General features: G+C 67.7%; 10 protein-coding genes. 4 read left to right on the forward strand and 6 right to left on the reverse strand.

The features are described from left to right. Positions 1-13: 13 nt before the first annotated feature. Together ACTWPV_RS48045 and ACTWPV_RS48050 are read right to left on the reverse strand one after the other, a co-directional pair. Positions 14-6,772, reverse strand: coding sequence for a polymorphic toxin-type HINT domain-containing protein (locus ACTWPV_RS48045; protein WP_443156982.1), 6,759 nt, complete (start codon positions 6,770-6,772; stop codon positions 14-16). Further along, a complete protein-coding gene (locus tag ACTWPV_RS48050; protein ID WP_443156963.1) occupies positions 6,769-10,740 on the reverse strand; it encodes a LamG-like jellyroll fold domain-containing protein in 3,972 nt (1,323 codons plus the stop codon). Before ACTWPV_RS48050 ends, ACTWPV_RS48045 begins: the two co-directional genes overlap by 4 nt. 760 nt (positions 10,741-11,500) lie before the next feature. On the opposite strand from ACTWPV_RS48050, the gene ACTWPV_RS48055 reads away from it, so the two are divergent. The 4 genes from ACTWPV_RS48055 to ACTWPV_RS48070 are packed head-to-tail and all read left to right on the forward strand — an operon-like array spanning position 11,501 to position 14,822. Next, entirely contained in the window at positions 11,501-12,154 is a 654-nt protein-coding gene (locus tag ACTWPV_RS48055; protein ID WP_443156964.1) for a TetR/AcrR family transcriptional regulator, read from the forward strand. Then, positions 12,151-13,800 (forward strand): FAD-dependent monooxygenase, encoded by a 1,650-nt coding sequence (locus ACTWPV_RS48060; RefSeq protein WP_443156965.1) that lies wholly within the window; start codon positions 12,151-12,153, stop codon positions 13,798-13,800. The genes ACTWPV_RS48055 and ACTWPV_RS48060 overlap by 4 nt, the downstream gene beginning before the upstream one ends. A 15-nt stretch (positions 13,801-13,815) precedes the next feature. After that, positions 13,816-13,938, forward strand: coding sequence for a hypothetical protein (locus ACTWPV_RS48065; protein WP_347649994.1), 123 nt, complete (start codon positions 13,816-13,818; stop codon positions 13,936-13,938). After that, positions 13,938-14,822: a LysR family transcriptional regulator gene (locus ACTWPV_RS48070; protein WP_443156966.1), complete on the forward strand. Its 885-nt coding sequence runs from the start codon at positions 13,938-13,940 to the stop codon at positions 14,820-14,822. Before ACTWPV_RS48065 ends, ACTWPV_RS48070 begins: the two co-directional genes overlap by 1 nt. Positions 14,823-14,876: 54 nt before the next feature. Here the strand turns inward: ACTWPV_RS48070 and ACTWPV_RS48075 are convergent, their stop codons facing one another. The 4 genes from ACTWPV_RS48075 to ACTWPV_RS48090 all read right to left on the reverse strand — a co-directional run bounded on the left by ACTWPV_RS48075 (position 14,877) and on the right by ACTWPV_RS48090 (position 18,235). Continuing rightward, the gene (locus ACTWPV_RS48075) at positions 14,877-15,845 is read right to left on the reverse strand and encodes a quinone oxidoreductase family protein (RefSeq protein ID WP_443156967.1); all 969 of its coding nucleotides are present in this window, start codon (positions 15,843-15,845) and stop codon (positions 14,877-14,879) included. Continuing rightward, positions 15,842-17,323 (reverse strand): FAD-dependent monooxygenase, encoded by a 1,482-nt coding sequence (locus ACTWPV_RS48080; RefSeq protein ID WP_347649991.1) that lies wholly within the window; start codon positions 17,321-17,323, stop codon positions 15,842-15,844. Before ACTWPV_RS48080 ends, ACTWPV_RS48075 begins: the two co-directional genes overlap by 4 nt. Beyond that, positions 17,323-17,946, reverse strand: a complete 624-nt coding sequence (locus ACTWPV_RS48085; protein ID WP_443156968.1) for a TetR/AcrR family transcriptional regulator — start codon at positions 17,944-17,946, stop codon at positions 17,323-17,325. Before ACTWPV_RS48085 ends, ACTWPV_RS48080 begins: the two co-directional genes overlap by 1 nt. A 106-nt stretch (positions 17,947-18,052) precedes the next feature. Beyond that, positions 18,053-18,235 carry a helix-turn-helix domain-containing protein gene (locus ACTWPV_RS48090; protein ID WP_443156969.1) on the reverse strand — a complete coding sequence of 61 codons (183 nt, stop codon included), beginning with the start codon at positions 18,233-18,235 and terminating at the stop codon, positions 18,053-18,055. Positions 18,236-18,505: the final 270 nt, after the last annotated feature.

Raw genomic sequence — 18,505 nt, forward strand, 5'->3', positions numbered from 1 at the left:
TCCTGAACCCTTCCTAATGATTAGCATCATACCAGAAGCTGACCAGCTTGCCATTCTGGACGATTCCTCCTGGACCTCCGTTCGGGCTCGTATACTTGGCCGCCCTCGTTCCATCGGCAAGCTCTACCAGTCGCGAATTCATTCTCGCTCTGGCGGGATTTGATTCAAGCCATGCCTTGGCATCGGCATGATATTCTTCTTCCGTCTTTCCAAGAGGCCTGCCATGTTTCTCGTAGTGATACGCGAAGCTGTCGGCAAGGCTTCTGTTGGGAGATGTCCAGACGGTGGCGAGGGCCTTATCGCATGGCGCTGTGTTGTGGACAAGGACCGATGTTTCGCCCGCCAGCACATAGTATGTGTGAAGGTCGTCGACTGTCAGGTTGTGCATGTAGCGCGCGCCGTCGAAGACGCGTACGGCGGTGATCTTCACGTGGTCGCCGCGTGGTGTCCGGAGGGCGTCTCCCACGCGTAGGTCGGCGGCGTCGACCCACTTCTTGGAGGTGGCGCTCCAGAACGGGTGGTGCTGGGTGGTGCGGATCGAGAGGGCTTTTCCGTCAGAATTTCTGATGGTGATGTCGGCCAGCTCGGTGTCGTGGTTGCGGTGCAGCGCCGTGACCTTCTCGGCGCTTGTCTTGCCCGTCTCGGGATCGGTGGCGAGGACCTTGTCGCCGACCTCGATGTCCTCGATGTCCTCGCGGGTGCCGTCGGCCATCAAGACGGGGGTGTCGGGGGCGAAGCTGTTGACGCAGTTCGTCGCCGATCTTGCACCCGTGGCCTTCTTGCCGCCTTTGAGGACCTTAAGCCTTTTGGCGAGCTTGCCCCAGGGGGAAATGGAAACAAGGGTCCCTAAGCAGCCTTTCCCTTTCCCATTCTTGCAACTCGCGATGTCATCTACCGGCCAAATTGCCTTTACAAGCCCCTTCAACAGGGAGTGGTTGTGGTCGTGCTGAGGTCGGGGCATCTCGTTCCATCGCATGTGCAGGACTACGCTGCAGAAGCTGGAGCCGCCTAGCCCTCCGTCCCGCTCTGACGTCACGCACTGCCTACGGGCCCATAGCCGCTGGTTGGCCCATTCTGGAGTATCCTCCTTATAAAGATGAGGGGCCATGGAGACGAGTTCCGTATTGGTGGGTATACGGACGCCTTCGATGACGGTCGCGTCCTGGACGCTGACCTGATCGACGTGCGGCTTTTGGCCGCCGGGAACATAGCCGCTCTGGTTGGCGATCGTGGTGGCGGTTGAACGAGCCGCGCTCGCCGCGCCCTTTACCACGCGATCAAACCACGATCCGAAGTCGAACAGCAGGCCGGTCGGGTCGCTGAAGGTGATCGGATTGTTACCGGAGTAGGCGTATCCCTGGTATTGCTGCGGGTTCTGGACGTCCAGGATGGGGTCGACGCTGATGAAGCGGCCGGTGGACGGGTCGTACTCGCGGGCCCCCAGGTGGGTCAACCCTGTCGTCTGGGTGTCGTCGATGCCGCCGACGAAGCCCCTGGTGCCCGGCCAGCCGGTGATCTGGGCGCCTCGAGGACCGCCGAAGGGGAGCATCCGGCGCTGGGTGAGCTTCTGTGTAGCCGCCTCGATCGCGATCTGCCCGGTGCCCAGATGATCGGCGATGGTGAACGTCACCGTTCCGTCGTCCTGCTGCACCGCCTGGTGACCGCCGCCCAGATCCAGGTAGCGGGTGGCCTTGGGGGTGGAGGCATCCTTGGCCAGGACGAGTTCGGTGCCAGCCAGGTAGAGGGTGGTGTCGGTGGGTGTACGGCCGATCAGACGGTTGCCTTCGGCGTCGTAGAGGTACTCCGTGACCTTGCTGCCTTCGGTCACCTTCGCCAGGTGGCCTTCCACGTCCCATTCCAGGACCTGGCCGGGGCGGTTGGTGGTGTTGCCGGCGTCGTCGTAGTTGTAGGTGTCGGTAGTCGTGCCGGCCGGCCCCTTGGTGGTGACCGAGGTCAGGGCGTGCGGCCGGACGTCTCCGGGATCGGGGTAGGCGTAGGTGCGCGCGATGTTCTTGGCGACGTCGCCTGACGGGTCGTGCTGGGTTTCGGTGCGGCGGTTGCCCACCTTGTCGTAGGTGTAGGAGTGCCAGTAGGCGCCCGGCCCCGTCAACGCGGCGCCCGAGGGGATGGCGGTGCAGACGGCCGGGGTCCATGCGTCGGTGAGGCGGCGCAGATAGTCGTAGGCGAAACACTGGGTGTCGGTGCCGTCGCGGGAGACGTCCGCCACCGAGACGATGTTGCCGACCTCGTCGTAGCGGTAGGTTGCGCTCCTGTCGGTGCCGGGCACGTCCTGGGTGTCCACGCTGTTGACTGCCAGCCGCTGGGTGCCCCACTCATAGCCGTAACCCACGGTGGTGGCCTTGCCTCCCGCGCGGGACATCACGATCTCGCTGCGGTCGCCCGTGTGGAAGTAGCCGGTGGTGGCCGTGACGCCCAACCCGTTGACGACCGTCGGCCACAGCGTCTTGTCCTGATAGGCGAAGGCCACGGTGGCCGCTGGGAGTGCCCCTGCTGCCGGAAGCCCGAGGCCCTTGACCATTCCGGCGTCCTCGTAGGAGGTCTTGAAGGTGTAGGTGCCCTTCAGCGCGCCCTCGACGTCGGGGATGACCACACTGGAGGAGGTCACCCGGTACAGCCGGTCGTAGGTGTCCACCCGCTGCACGTAGGCCTGTCCGTCGACATGCCGGGTGGATTTGGCCAGTTGTCCCTTTGCCCCGGTGATCGTGTCGTACTCCCACGAGGCCAGCACCGCGCCGGCCGTGTCGCGCACTTCGGTCTTGCGTCCGAGCCCGTCGTAGACGTACTGGAGGACGGCTCCGCGAGCGTCCTGGGTCGAGGTGAGCTGGCCTCTTTCGTCGTAGTCGCTGGTACTGCGGCCTCTGTCGGGGTCCTCGGCCGCCACCTGGCGGCCCTGGAAGTCGTATTCGAAAGTCCAGTCGTTCCCGTCTGGATCAGTGATCGTCTTCAGCTTCCCGGCCGGGCTGTAGGTAAAGGTGGTGATATCAGCGGCCGAAGCCGCGCTGCGCTGATGATGCTGATGCAACTCCACGGTCTGGCCGCGGGCGTCGGCGACCGTCGTGGTGGCCGTGCCGCCGACAGGAGGGATGACCGTCACCCGGTCACCGCCGTAGATCGTGGTGGTCGTGCTCACCGGCTTGCCGCCGGTGCTGTTGCCCGCGACAAGCTCGGTCTTGGTCTCCCGGCCCAGCCCGTCGTAGCTGTGGTGGATCTGCGTCTCCACGCTGAGCGCGTCGTCCGGCTGGAACAGCCCGGTTGCAGGGGAACCCGTGGCGAAGTAGGAGGTGAACTCGATCGCCTCGAGACCCCGCTCGTTGTAGAACGTGTCCGTGATCAGCCGGCCACCGTCCGGACCCGGTTCCTGCACCTGCCGCGGCCGCAGCAGCCCGTCGTACAGGGTGTAGGACGTCTGGGTGGTGCCGTTGAGGCCGGTAGAGGTGGAGCCGACCGCGACCGGGTCGTTTCCAGTGATCCGGTAGCTGAACGCGTAGGAGGGGGTCTGTCCGGAGAGCCGGTCAGGCAGCCAGACCTTGGTCAGCCGCCCGAGGGCGTCGTAGGCCAGGTTAGTGACCTTGGTGTTGGTGTCCGTCATCGACAGCACCTGCCCGCGGGTGGCGTCGTGGGTGGTGGTGGCCGTCTGCGCGGTGGCCGGGTCACCGGGTTTGGCCGGCGGACCGGTCACCTTCGTCGTGGTGACGAACCCCGTCGCCGGGGCGCGCTGCGTGGTGGTGGTACGACCGTCCGCGCGGGCGGTCCTGGTGATCGTTCCATCCGCGGTGACCTTGACGGTCGCGGTCAGATCGGTGCTGGTCACCACCCGCCCGTAGGAGTCGTAGGTGGATCCGGACTCCAGGTAGACGGCAGTGCTTCCGTCGTATTCCTTCAACGTGGCCGTCGCGGTCGGCGACCCAGTCGTGGGAGCCGCTCCGTAGGCGCCACCGTCATAGGCGGTGCGCACATCAGTGATCACGTCACCCGGCCGTTCGGGGGTGGTGGCACACGTCTTGGCCACGACCTCCACCCGCGCGGGCAGCGTGAGGTTCCCGCCGACGTTGTTGGTGGCGTAGGTGGTGCGGGTGCACTTGTCGTCTGCGGCCGTCGCGTCGTCACCGAGGTCGTCGATGGTGATGATCCGCCCCGCTACGATCTCGTAGGTGTTCTTGGTGGTGGTGGTGCGCCACTTGACGCCTGCTCCGTCGTCCAGCGAGGTCCACGTCCTGCTCTGAGCGGCGCCGGTCAGGTTCGCGGTGATCGCTCCCCACGGCCGTGTCGCTGCCGCTGTCTGGTGCCGCCATGGCCTGGTCACCGACTTGGTCAGCACGTCGCCGCCCGGACCGGAGAATTCGACGGTCTTGTAGATGGCTCCGGCCAGCGCCTCGTGGTCGACGATCGGGTCCCCTTCACCGTCGCCCAGCGACACGCTGACGGATTTCGTCGCGTCACCATCGGGTGCGGCCTTGTCGCCGTGCATTCCGCGCAGGAAGTAGGTATCGGTCCGCGATGCTGCGGTGAGTACCTGCACGTGCTGATAGCCGCGCCACTGCGACCAGGTCTTGTGCTTCTCCTCGGTCAGCCCGTTGTCGTCGTCGTAGTGCCAGGCCGCGCCATCCAGGTAGTCGTACCTGAGCACCTGGTCCGGTGCGCCGCCGGTGCGGTCGGTCGCGGTGACGGCGGTGACCACGTACTTGTTGAACCACTGCTGGGTGGGAGGGTCGCTGACGCTTCCGCCGAAGAACTGCGGGAAACACCGGGTTGTGTTGGCGTGCGGAGTCGGTAACTTATCCCACGCGCACGCCGGCGCGGAGTACTCCGCGCCGATCTGACCGCCGTACTCATCGGCCACCGACGACAGCCGGCTCTTGATGAAGGGCGCGTACCCGTCACCGGTCTTGTCCAGCCGGTTGGCCAGCTGCGTGTACGCCAGCGAGACCTCCGGCAGGGTGATCGCCGTGCTCGCGGTATGACCGGTCCGCTGGATCGAATCCAGCAGCAACTGGTAGTCGACATCCGCCTGGCCCCACCGGTGCCCCAGTTGGAAGGAGTCGACCTTGCTGCCGCCAGCGTACGTCGTGATGGAGGTCAGCCGCTTACGGGTGAAGAACGACGGCGACAACCTTCCCTCGTCGCAGTCCTCGCCTTCGTCGCAGTTCAGGTCCCAGGGGGTGTCGTACCAGTAGGCCGCGTCGGTTTCGATCGACGCACACGTGGTCAACTCGTTCGGCAGGCACCGTTCACCGCTCGTGAAGTCCACCTTGGCCAGGGCGGCCGTGGTGTACATCGCCTCGCTCTTCAGGCCGTACTCGATCCGATCCAGCGTGCCTCCGCGCACATAGCGGGTGTCGTCGGCGGGCTTCAGGTTGCGGCCGTAGGAGTTGGTTTCCTTGTCGTAGAAATAGGCGATCGCGTTGCCGCGCGGATCCACGACGTAGTCCAGGTTCCACCGCCACGCCTGCTGGCACCACGACTCGGCGAAGGTGTCGCCGTGGCAGTCATCGTTGGCGTCGTCACCGAACACCGGCACCGTCCACGCCGAGTCGGTGGTCTCCTCGTCCGAGCTCCATCCCGGCAGCCGGTTGTAACCGAAGTAGTACTTCACCCCGTTGGGAGCGGTGATCAGCCAGTATTCGTCCTGCCTGGCCCCGTTTCCCCGGACGTCGTCGCCGCTGCCCTCGATCCGCTCGATCTTGCTGCCGTCGTCCGCCCGGAACTTCCAGGTGTTCTCGCCGGCTGGGACGAGCTCGCCGCCCTTGCCGTTGAAGGAGACGAACGCGTTGTCGTAAGCCCAGCACAGGTCGCCGGGCTTCATCCCGTCGGAGTTCTCCACGCCCTCGTCCGCGCACGACCTGTAACTGCGCTCGATGTAGCCCGGCCACAGGTCGAACCCGTCCCCGATCCAGGAGGACTGGTTGTTGGTGGTGGCAGTGCGGCCGTCCACTGCGCCGGAGGAGTACCCCAGCTCCACCCCCGGCACCAGGCCCCCTGGCACCTCGGGCACCGGGATGTCGTATGACCAGGCGAAATCACCGGTGTTCAGGTTGACCTGCCACGCCGACGACGGCGACAGCGACGTCGCCTTGTAGTCACCCAAAGCGCTCGATGTCCCCGCCACCGCCGCCAGCACGGTGGGCGTGCCGGCACGCAGCTTCACCTCATCCACTGCCAGGGTCCGACGCTCGGCGTCGTTGACCGTCTTCAGCGGCGTCGCGGTACGGCATTCCGGCACACCGGGCGTGGTCAGCGCACACGCGGGCAGTTCGACCAGCGTCATCCTGGAGGCGTACGCCCCGCCGTACAGGCCGGCGAAGCTCGAGTAGTCCAGACTGGCGCCCACCGACCCCTCCGCTCCGGTCGTCGACCGTAACGTGAACATCGGGCCGTCGGCGCCGGCCTTCAACGCCGCCCTACGGGAAAGGACTCCGGCCTCGACCTCGCCGACGGCGGCCGTACCTTTCATGGTGAGCGTCAGCGGTGTCCCCGCCGCGGCAACCGCGGCCTTGGCCCCTGCCGCAGGCAGCGTGACCACCGCCTTCTTCGCCCGCGGCCAGGCGCTTCGCGGTCTCTCCCGCGGCGTGGCCGGCACCTTGGTCACCGGCCGCGGCTTGGCCCGTAAGACCTTGCCCGCCACCGGCCTGTCCCGTTCGGGCTCGGCCGAACGTTGTTCGCCGGACGGCAGCGTCGCGCCCTGGATCAGGCACGCCACCACGACCACCGACATCGCCGCCGCAGCCCGTCTGAAAAGTGAGAAAGGCCTCATCCGATTCCCCCGGGGACTTCGGTCGGCAGGCCCGACGCGCCGATGGACAGGTGATCGATCTGCAAATCGGTGAGTGCGCCGTGGAAGGCCCACACGTCGGACACCGCGCCGGGCCAGTGCTCCCCCCAAGTGGATGACCCGGTCTTGACCCGGCCGAGCTGCATGGGCTGGGCCGACTTGAACGTCATCACGTTCTCCTTCCAGGAGGCCAGGTCGACGCAGCCTGCGCTGTCCTCCCCGCTGTCGTCGGCGCAGACGGCGTCCTGCAGCCCTCCGTTCACGTAGAGCATCAACTCGTCGGCGAACGCGTCGTAGACCAGGGCCACGTGGTTCCATTCCGTCGCGCTGAAGAACAGGCCGTTGTCGATGGTGGTGAGGGTCGCGTCGGCGGTGTCCTTGTCGGCCGTGACGATGCGCCAGCGGCCCGGATCCTTGGTGGGATCGGAACTGGGCACGTATCTCACGGCCAGCGCGCTCTGCTGGGTGGACGGGACACTGAGCAGCGTCACCTGCCGGTCCGGGACAGCCGCCGTTTGAGCCCACGCGCTGATCGTGAAGCTGGTTCCAGTGTCCAAGGGGCTCTTCGCGGTGACGGCGTAGTCGTCGACGCCGTCCAGCGTCACCGTGCCGTCGATCCCGCCCGGCCCCACCTGCGCCCCGCCGTACAGGGTCATCGCGTTGCCGGACGACGAGGCGTCCGGCGTGACTGGCGGAGTACCCGATGACTCGGTGAAGAGCCAGCGGGCGGCGACGACCGGCCGCTGTTTGAACAGCTGCTTGACCTCGTCGGCGGAGAGCACCCGGTCGAACAGGCGGATGTCGTCGATCTGACCGGGGAAGAAGTTGCCGGGGACGCCGCTGTACAGGCCGGCGCCGACCTGGAATGCGCCCGCCGCGTACCACGGGCTGTCCAGCGTGACCTGGCCCGCCTTCACGCCGTTCACGTACAGGGTCAGCGTGTCGGCCACCGTGTCGTGCACGCCGACCAGATGCGCCCACTCGCCCGCCTGCGGCAGGCCGCCCGTGGACTGCACGGCCAGGACCTGCCCGGCATCCGGGGCGTCGGACTTGTGCTGGTTGAGCACCCACCGGTCCAGGTGCGCGGAGTAGAAGAGCTCCACCCCGCTGCGATACTGGCCTTGCTGGGTGAGCAGCACGGCCGAGTGACCGGGCTTGGCCTCCAGTCGCGCCCAGACCGACACGGCGAAGCTGCGGAAGGTGTTGATGTGCGGCGTGCTGACCACCGCGTGGTCGTCCGTCCCGTCGAGCGACAGTGCCTTGCCGCGCACGCCCACGGCTCCGGCCGACGCGCCGCCGCGGAAGACCGCGGGCATCACCTGAGCATGCCCGATCACTTCGGTCGCGCCCGCCGGTTCGTCGAGGGGGAAGACCGCGCTCGCCGGCCGGTTCCCTCCGGTCACCGGCTCCTTGGCGGAGAGCTTGGCCACCTCGCCGTCCGCCAGGGCGCGGTCGAAGATCTCCACCTGGTCGAGGGAGCCGGGCAAGAAATCCCTCGCCACGCCCTTGGTGGCGCCCGCCCCGAGCCGCACGCCACGAGCGGCGTTCCAGCCGATGTCGTGCGCCGTCGATCCGGCAAGGACGCCATCCACATACAACCGCAGCTGGTTGAGGGACGCGTCGAAGGAGCCCATCAGATGCGTCCACGTACCCACCCGGACTCCGCCGGCGGTGCTCGGCATCGCACGCACCGTGCCTGCCCCGGCCTTGTCCGCGGCGTAACTGGCGAACACCCAGCGGTCGTCCAGGTTGGAGTAGGACAACTCGTAGCCCGCCGTTTCGTTGCCGAGCTGTGCGGCCACGACCGCAGGATGGCCGGGCAGCGTGTCCAACTTCACCCAGGCCGAGACCGAGAAACTCTGCGTTGTGTCCACCACGGACAGGTCGGTGGCGGCGTGGGCGTCGGTGCCGTTGAGGGCCAGCGCCGTGCCGATCGCGCCCTCCGCGCCGAGGACGGTTCCGCCGGCGAGGGTGAGGGGACGCGGCGGGGCGGAGCCCTGCGCCTGCGTCTGACCCGCGTTCTCATCGAACTGCCAAGTAGCCCGTTCCGGCTGCCCCGCCTTGACCCGGAACCGGTACCCGGTGGGCGCGGAGCGGTTGCCGGCCGCGTCGAACGACTGAACCCACAAGGTGTTCACGCCAGCCCGTGGCGGCAGGAAGGTGAGGGTGCGGGCGGCCCCGCTCGTCGTCGTGACCGTGTTGTCGGACGAGGGATCAACGTTGATGCCGTACCAGTACTTGGTCGTCTGGGTGTCGTTGCCCCCGATGACGAACGAGCCGTACTTGCCCATCCCGTCGTACCAGGGATCGTTCGGATCTTCAGGGTCCTGCACCGGGTAGTCGCCGGAGGAAATGGCCGGCGGCTTCGGAGCGTCGGTGTCCCAGCGGAAGTAGCAGGCCGTCGGGTCTCCCGCGTGGGACCACGCCGAGTACTGAGCGCCGTCGTAGACGCGCACATACCAGCGAACCGCCTTGTCCTCCGGGATCGACGACGACAACTGGATGGAGAAGTCCGACTCCGACCGCTTCATGGCAGTACGGGCCGGCTGCCACATGCCGCCGTCCCACGCGGCCTGGAACTGCACCGACACGTTGTCGCCGTCGGGATCGGTGATGTTGTTGGCGTAGATCACACCCAACGACCGCACCCACGGCGCGTCGCCCGGCTGCTTGCAGACCCCGCCGTACTGCATGGTCAGCTGCGACATCCGAGGCTGTGCCGGCGGACGGTTGTAGCGGACCCGCAAGTAGGCATCGTCAGAGAAGCGCTTCCAGCTGTACCTGTCGCTCTCGTCGACAGCAGGTGCTCGCAGACCGAACGTGATCGTGGCCCACTTGCCATCGGCGGCCTGCTGCACCACCGATTTCACGTCGAACTCGGCATCCCTGGCGGCGCAGCCGTCGTAGCCGTAAGCGAACGTCTCCGTCCTCAAGTAGTCAATCCAGAATCCGGACGCTTTCTGGGTATTCCAGGTCGTGGACTCGGAAATGCCTTTGGTGCGCCAGAGTTGCACGGGCATGGCGGTACACGAGGCCGACCACGTGTTGGGCACGACGAACTCCGCCGACAGCACCGTGGTGCCCGCGAACCTGGAGACGGGCATGCGGTAGAACAGCCGCTTGACGTCGTAGGGATTGCAGTACTCCCAGCCGCAATACCCCATGCCCGCGTCGTGATCCCCATTGAATTTCCACTGTGGGCTTGACGCCCAGTACTTCGAGGCCATCGTCCACGCGGTCGCCTTCGGTGTGTACCACTGCGGGTCGATGAACACCGGGTAAACCGTGTCCGCCCCGGTGAGCAGGTTCGTGTCCGGCTTCAGCACGAGTTCACGCCCGCCGCTCGCCAGGTCGACGCCGACGTGTGCTCGGTTCGCCCCCTTGTCGTCGGCCGCCCGGGCATGGTTCGCATCCTTCTTCGAGTCCCACATGACCGGGGGCGCGGCCTCGAAAACTGTGCCTCCCGCCGCACCGTCCACAGCCGCGAGCCCGCCGGCGTCGGTCTTCCGCACGCTCATACCTGAGGTGGCCATCGTGAGTTTGAACTCGCCGACTCGCCGGGCTGCGTCGGGCGTCTTGACCACCAGCAACTGGGTGAACCCGTCCACCTGAGCGCCCAGCCGAAGATCCACCCCGGGCAGCACGTCAGGGTAGACGGCGGTGGCCTCCTCCAGCCGAGGCTCGGGCAGCTTGCCCGGCCAGGAGAGCGCCAGTTCACGGCCGGCCTTGCTCATCCGGACCATCGGTACGTCGCCGCCACCGGAGAACCGCAGGCCGACCGTGGCCGCCTTCGGCGCCACCGTGCCGTCGCCGCTCTTGGCCAGCGTAATGTCGACCGGACGCCACTGGCCGTCCACCCGCGCCCGCACCGGCCGCAGGTGCTCGCGGGCCTCCAGCCTGCCGTCGGGGGTGGCGAAGACCTCGCTGCTCTCCCCCCGCAGCGGAACCACCTCAACCGGCTTGCGTGTGCTCCTGGCCTGCGCCAGCGCCTGCTCTTCTGCCAGCGCCCCGCCCTCGGCCGGGGCGGCTGTCGGCGGCGCGACCGCTGCTACCGCTGAAGTGCTTGGCGACCCATTGGCTCCGGCGGCGAACGTCGCCGCCACCAACGATGTCGCCAGACCTAAGCGCCAAGAATAAGTCTTCACATGGCCAAAGGTGAGTGGCACATCGAACCAGCACATCTGTCATATGACCAGTCGCAGTCCGCCGGTGAGCCGGACCGGTCGCCCGTGGGGTCGTGCGGAAGGCCGCTCGGATGACGGATTTGCTTTTACTGGGAGAGGAAGCGCCAAGAGCCGACGGTGACCGTCGCAAAGGCGTTCAGCATTCGGTGGTGAGGTGCCTCGAGAATGCCATCCCGTTGAGCCACTCATTCTGCAACGCACCGAAGAACGTTTCCGCCAGCGCGCTATCCCAGCACACCCGGGCACGCCCCACGGATCGACGGATCCCGTACCGGGCCAGATTCCGCCCTTGACGGCGGATCTAACGATCAAGGAGATGCGTCTGATGACGGAGACCGCTGCTGGTCTTTCGGGTCAGCCTCGTCATCGGTCGCGCCAGGGCGGGCGCAAGTCGTGTCGGAGTTCGGGTCGCAGCGCCGGCTGGGGCCCCGTTCGTGGACGCGGCCAGGGCGCGCCGGCGAGGTCCGCCGGCGGACTGGTCATGTGACGGATAACAAATTCAGCGGTTGTTGGATTTGCTGAGGCCATGTCGATGGAGACAAAGCGACGCCCCGGGCGTCCGCGTAAGGGCGAGGAGCAAGACACGCGCCGGCTCCTGCTCGACGCGGCGCTGGAGCTGTTCGCCGTCAAGGGCTACGCCGCGACGAGCGTGCGGGAGATCGCCGAGCGGGCCGGCGTCCACGGCAGCGCGATCTACTTCCACTTCGCGAATAAGGACGCGATGTACGCCGCCCTGTTCGAGCGGTTGGGGCCACCCCTGCTAGAGGCGTTGTGCCCGGACCTGGACGCGCTGGCCGCGATGGAGCCGGGCCCGGCCGTCCGTGCCCTGGCCGGCCAGCTCCTCGAGGTGTGGTCCAGCCCGTGGGGGCGGCGCTTCGCCGGCGTCGTCCTGCGGAACGGGGCGGGGCACGGAGGAGCCCGCGGGCTGGCCGAGGCGATCGAGGTGGCCAGGCACCGGCTCGCCCAGCCGTTCGAGGCGTGGCAGGCCGCCGGTCTACTGCGGGCGGACCTGCCCGCCGAGCACCTGGTGTGGGAGCTGATGGCGCCCCTGGATGTCATCTGGTTCATGCACCTGCGCCCCGACGCCACCGCCGACGACATCGCAACGGCCGAACGCCTCGTGGAGACGCATGTCGGCTTCTTTCTCACCTGCACTCTGACCAAGGAGGAAGGTTCATGACCGTTCACGACACCCAGGTGCTCGTGGTGGGCGCGGGGCCCACCGGGCTGACCGCGGCGATCGAGCTACTGCGGCACGGCGTCGAATGCGTGCTGATCGACGAGCGGGACGAGCCCGCGCGGTATTCGCGGGCCCTGGTGTTGCAGGCCCGCTCTCTGGAACTGCTGCACCTGCACGGGCTCAGCGACGCGATCGTCCGCGACGGGTATCTGGCGCCCGGCTTCAACTTCGGCGCCGACGACCGCACACCCGCGATGGTGGAGATGTACCACTCCGGGAGCCGCTACCCGTTCATGCTCACGCTGTCGCAGGAGGAGACCGAGCGGACGCTGACCGCGCGGCTCCACGAGCTCGGCGGTAGCGTCACCCGCGAGGCGAGGCTCGTGTCCGCCGCCCAGGAGCGCGACGCGGTGTTCGCCACGGTGACCGGCCCGGCGGGGGAACAGAGCACTCTGCGCGCCCGCTACCTGATCGACTGCAGCGGCTCGCACAGCGTGCTCAGCGGCGCGTACGGCACGACCAAGCACAGCGCCCTGTTCGACGGCACCGCGCTCATCGCCGACGTGCTGGTCGAGGGCGACCTGCCGCGCGGGTTCGTCAGCCTGCACACCAACGAGCGCGGCGGCCTCGCCTTGCTGCCCTTCCAGAACGAGTACGTCCGGGTCATCGCCTTCGACCTGACCAAGATGGGCATCTCGCATCGTGAGCCGCTGGAGCTGGCCGACGTGCAAGAGACCGTGGACGCGATCGTCCCCTACCCGCTGCGCATCAGGGAGCCGAAGTGGATCACCCGGTTCCGCGCCCAGGACCGGCTGCTCCCCTCCTACCGGGACCGCCGGATCTTCTTCGCCGGTGACGCGGCCCACCTGTACATCCCGGTGGCCGCGCAGGGCATGAACACCGGCATCCAGGACGCCTTCAACCTGGCCTGGAAACTCGCCTACGTCTGCCGGGGCAGGGCCCCGGAGTCGCTGCTCGACAGTTACAACGACGAGCGGCACACCATCGGCGAGCGCACCCGTAAGCTGTCGGACATGCTGTTCCGGCTGTTCATCAACCAGGCGCGCTCGGCGGTGTACCGCAAGGTCAGCAGCAAGATGCTGGGCCTGGCCCTGGCCACGATCCCGGTGCAGAACCTGATGAGCGGCCGGGTGACCCAGACCGGGGTGAACTACCGGCACACCACGTTGTCGAAGGCACAGCGCCTGCCGAGGCCGGCGAGGGGCGCGATCAACGCCGGCGACCGGGTGCCGGACCTCGACCTCGCCGACGGCGGAGGCCCGGGCGTCCGCCTGTACGACCTGCTGCGTGAGTCCGGCTATCTGCTCGTCGGATACGCCTCCTCCTACACCTCCGAGACGATGAGGACGGCCATGCTGGCCGAGCTGTCGCGGTTGCAGGACCGTTATGCCGGCTCCCTGCGCTGCTTCATGGTGCTGGGCGAGGGCCTGCCCGGCTCGGGCGAGGTCCCGACGCTCCTGGACGCCAGGCGCGAGCTGCTGCACCGGTTCGGGGCCAAACCGGGTGACGTCTTCCTCATCAGGCCGGACGGCTACCTCGCCTTCCGCACCAGCGACCCGGGCAGCCTGCCGCCCCTGCTCGGCTCCTGGCTGAGGCCAGCCGAGGCGGAGTTGGCCTCCGCCTGAACCCCGGCAGGTCAGATGGCGTGCATCGTGGCCGGTGCCGGGATGATGCTGGCGCCCTCGCTCGGCGCCCGCCCGGCCCGGAGCGACGGCCACGACCGGCAGATCGGCAGCGGAGTCGCGTGTGCCAAGCTGACGTGATGCTGGATCTCCATCGGTTGCGGCTCCTGCGGGAGTTTCGGCGGCGCGGCACGATCGCCGCCGTCGCGGAGGCGCTGTCGTACAGCCCATCGACAGTTTCGCACCAGCTCAGCGAGCTGCAGATCGAGGCCGGAGTGACGCTGCTCGAACGGGACGGACGCCGGCTTCGGCTCACCGAGGCCGGACACGTGCTCGCCCGGCACGCGGACGTGCTGCTGGCCCACGTGGAACGGGCGGAGGCCGAGATGGCATCCGCAGCCGGGGCCGTCGCCGGGGTGGTGCGGATCGCGGCTTTCCAGACCGCCGCTGTCCATCTGGCGGCCCCGGCGCTGGCCGCGCTGGCGCGCGATCATCAGGCGCTGCGCGGGGAGATCACCGAACTGGAGTCGGACCAGGCGCTCGACGCGCTGTGGCGCCGCGAGGCGGACCTGGCGATCTGCGACGACTACGACGGCCGCCCGCTACGGCGGTTGCGGGGACTGACCGTCGAGGACCTGTACGCTGAAAACGTCCGCCTTGTAGTCCCCCGAGGTCATCCGGCCAGGCGGCTGGCCGACGTGGCGGGCGCCCAGTGGGCCGGCGGCCACCGCGGCACCAGCCACGAACGGCTGATCCATGACGTGTGCGCCGCCAAGGGCGGCTTCCACCCGGACATCAAGCACCGCGCGACCGATCTCCTGGTTCTGCTCGCGCTGGTGGGCGCCGGCCAGGCCGTAACGCTGCTGCCCGATCTGGCCCGCCCGGAACGCGAGAGCTCCGTGGAAACCCTCGACATCGGGGTCGGCCGCAGAATCTTCACCGTCGTCAGGGACGACGGTCTCGCCCGCCCCGCTCTGGCCGCCGTCCGCGCGGCACTACGCGCCGCCGCCGGGTCGGCTCGTTGACCGGCTCACGAAGGACAGCCCAGCCTGTGTTCTTCTCGCGAGACCCGCACCCGCTCAGGGCAGCAGCACCGTCATCCCCGTCGTGGACCGCTCGCCGATGGCGCGATGGGCCTGATCGGCCCGCTCCAAGGGGAACGCCTGCCCCACCGCGACCTTGAGACGGCCTGCGGCGAGCATGTCCAACAGCTCCCCGACAGCGGCCGCGACGCGGTCCTGCCGCTGCATCTGTCCAGGAAGGCCGTAGCCTATGAATGACAGATTCCCATGCATAAGAGACATACTGGAAACGTCAGCAGGAGAGCCGCCCACCACTCCGAAGCTCACCATCCGGCCGAATGGCGCGAGGCACTCCAGACTTCGAGCGGCCACGCTGCCGCCGATCGAGTCCAGCACGAGGTCCACGCCTCGCCCCCGAGTGGCTTCCAGGATCTGACTCGGCCAGTCGTCGCCGGTGTAGTCGACGGCGATGGCGCCCAGAGCCCGGATGTGGTCGAGCTTCCCTTGCCTGCTCGCCGTACCGATGACGACGGCGGCCCCCAGCAGCCGGGCGAGCTGCACGGCGATGCTGCCCACACCTCCCGCCCCGGCGTGCACGAGCACGGACTCTCCCTGCCGCAGGCGGCCGGCGTCGTGCAATGTCTGGTACGCCGTCACACCCTGTACCGGCAGCGTCGCGGCGCTCTGGAAGTCGACGGTGTCCGGCAGCGGAACCACGGCCGGGGCGGCGGCGAGCGCGTACTCGGCATAACCATGATCGACCCAGGCCATCACCCGCGACCCCGGCTCAGGCGCGCTGACCTCCCGGCCGAGCGCCGCGACCGTGCCCGCCACCTGGAGCCCGAGCCCCGCGGGGAGCGGCAGTTCCTGGCCGAAGCCGCCCTGGCGTTTCATGACGTCGCCGTAGGCGATGCCGGCGGCCGCCACCTTCACCAGGACCTGGTTCGGGCCTGGCGAGGGCACGTCGACGTCGTCCAGGCGCAGTACTTCGGGACCGCCGACGGCGTGCATGCGGATCGCCTTCATATGTTCCTCCGTGGACCGTAAGTGGTGTCGAGATAGCTGCTCAGTTCGCGAACGTCGCCACCGAGCAGGGCGAGGTAGCCATCGGGGCGGACGAGGACCAACCCGCCGCCGTCCATTCCGTACCGGACACGGATCCGCCCGTCCGGCACCTGTCGGACGTCGATGAGGTCCGCGAGGTCACCGAGCGTGTCGCGCAGCGCTGGCGGCTCGGCTCCGGGCACCAGCAGCGTGTGCTTGGACGGGTGCAGGAGCCCGATGTCGGGGAAGCGGTCGCCCACCGCGAGCCGGTCGTCGTTGCTACCTCCTGTCCCGTCGCGGTAGGAGACGTCGAGCTGGGTCAGCGCCCGCGAGAGGATTCGCTGCACTGCCGGCCGGGCGGTGACATGCGGCGCGATGTTGCGGCGCGCCGCGGTCGCCATCGGGTTGCGCAGCAGCGTCATCCGCGTCGCGCGGCGCGTCCCCTTTACCAGCCGATGCGCGACGGGCGAGCGCTCTGCAGCGTAGCTGTCCAGAAGTTCGCGGCGTGCCCTGCCCTGAACGACCGCGGCGAGCTTCCAGCCGAGGTTGAACGCGTCCTGGATACCGGTGTTCATGCCCTGCCCGCCGACCACCGAGTGAACGTGGGCGGCATCGCCCGCGAGGAAGACACGATCGACGGAGTGCCGCGCGACCTTACGCTGGTTGATCCGGAAACGGCCGGATTCCACAATCGTCGCCAGGCGGGTGCCGGGTGGCGAGCACATGGCCACGGCCTCCCGCACCTCGTCGAAGGACACCTCACCGGCGGGCGCCCGGCCGGGCGGGTAGGCGATCGTGATGCGGTGCAGGCCGCCGGGCATGGGGAAGTAGGCAACGAAGTTTCCCTTGTAGAGGAAGGAATAGAACACGTCGTACGGCAGCGGCCACTCCACGCGCCCGTCCGCCACGGCGAAGTTCTCCTCGAACGCGCCTCCGACAAAGGGCACGCCCAACTGATGCCGTACCGTGCTGTGGGCGCCATCACAGCCGATGAGCCACGGCACGCGCACCCGCTCGACCGTACCGTCGAGATGCCGCAGCACAGCCTCGACTTCTCCAGGCTGCTGGGACAGCATGGTCAACTCGACGCCGCGTTCGACCAGGACGCCATAGTCCTTGAGCCGGGCGCCGAGCAGTTCCTCCACTGCCGGCTGCGGCAACATCAGCAAGTACGGGTGCGGCGTGTCCAGCCTGCTCAGGCTGAGATCCAGGAACTGCTTGTTCTCGCTGAAGAGCCTGAACTCCGTGACGGGCACGCCCTCCGCGACGGCTTCTGCCGCCAAGCCCAATCGCTCGAACAACTCCAGGGTCCTCGGCTGGACGCCAAGCGCCCGTGTCTGGCTGGTGGGAGCGGATGCCACGTCCACGATACGGACGTGGACGTCTCGCCTGGCCAGTTCGACTGCCAGGGCGAGGCCGGTCGGCCCCGCACCGACGATCAGGACTTCCGAGCTACTCATCACTCCTCCTTCAGAACCGCGGCGAGGAACAGGTCGACATGTGCGTCCACCTCAAGCGGTGGGACCGGAGCGTCCCCAGCCGTCTGAGGCGCGACGAGCAGCACGTTCGTCAGCGCATGCACCACCAGCGGACCGACGAACATACGAGCCGCGGCCACCATGTCGACGTCGCGAATAAGCCGTGCCTTCTTACCGGCCGTGAGCAGCTCGATGGTGAGCTGGAACGCTCGTTCCGGCACCGAGCGGCGAAAGATCTCTCCCACATGGGGCAGCCGTGGCGTCTCGGCGATCACGATCCGCGCCAGCTCGATGTACTCGCGCTCCATGAGCTCGCCGCCCAACTCGCGGGCCAGAGCCCGCAGCGCGCCGTCGAGCTCGCTCCGCGTCCTGGGCAAGACAGGCGCGCTGGTGCCCAGCTTCCCCGCTGAAATGAGATGTTCGAGCACGTCGGCGAGAACCGCCTCCTTACTCGGATAGCGGGAGTACAGGGTCTCCTTGGAGACGCCCGCTTCCTTGGCGAGCGCCGCCGTGCTCACGGCCGCGAACCCATGCCGCAGGAACAAGATTTTGGCCGCCTGCCGGATCTGCGACACTTTTGCGTCGTCCCGGGCTTGGACTTTCATGGGACCTCCCCTCAACCGAACCGAACGGAACGGTTCGGATGTTACCCATGGATAAACGTGCCAGCAAGCGGCGCGGTCATGACTGGTCAAACGACAGATTTGCGGCCTATGGTTGAAACGAGCGTGGTCCGAGTGCCAGTCTGGCCAGTTCACCGCGGGAGGCGACCCGAAGATTCGGAACGGCCTTGTGAAGGTGGTATCCGACGGTTCTCGGGCGGGTGAACAGCCGCGCGGCGATCTCCCTGTTGCTCATGCCGTTCGCCGCCAACCGGACGATCTGCTCTCCCATTCGGCCACGTTGACGAAACACAACTCCACGTCGTCAACCATCGCCCGGTACATGAGGCGTGGATGAACCCCCGGCTGCGGGACATCAGCCTGGCGCGAGGTTTCCATTGCTCCAGGAAGCGCTCCGCTTCCTCAGGCGGAACCGTGAACAGTCGACCAGGGTGACCTGTTCGATCATCGTGTCGGGAAATGGGTCGTTCACGACATTGTTCCTCGTTCTCGTTTCCGCACGGGATGGCCGCCGTGCCCGCCACCTGAATCCGCCAAATGA

The sequence above is a fragment of the Nonomuraea sp. KM88 genome, assembly GCF_052245635.1.
Taxonomy (GTDB): domain Bacteria; phylum Actinomycetota; class Actinomycetes; order Streptosporangiales; family Streptosporangiaceae; genus Nonomuraea.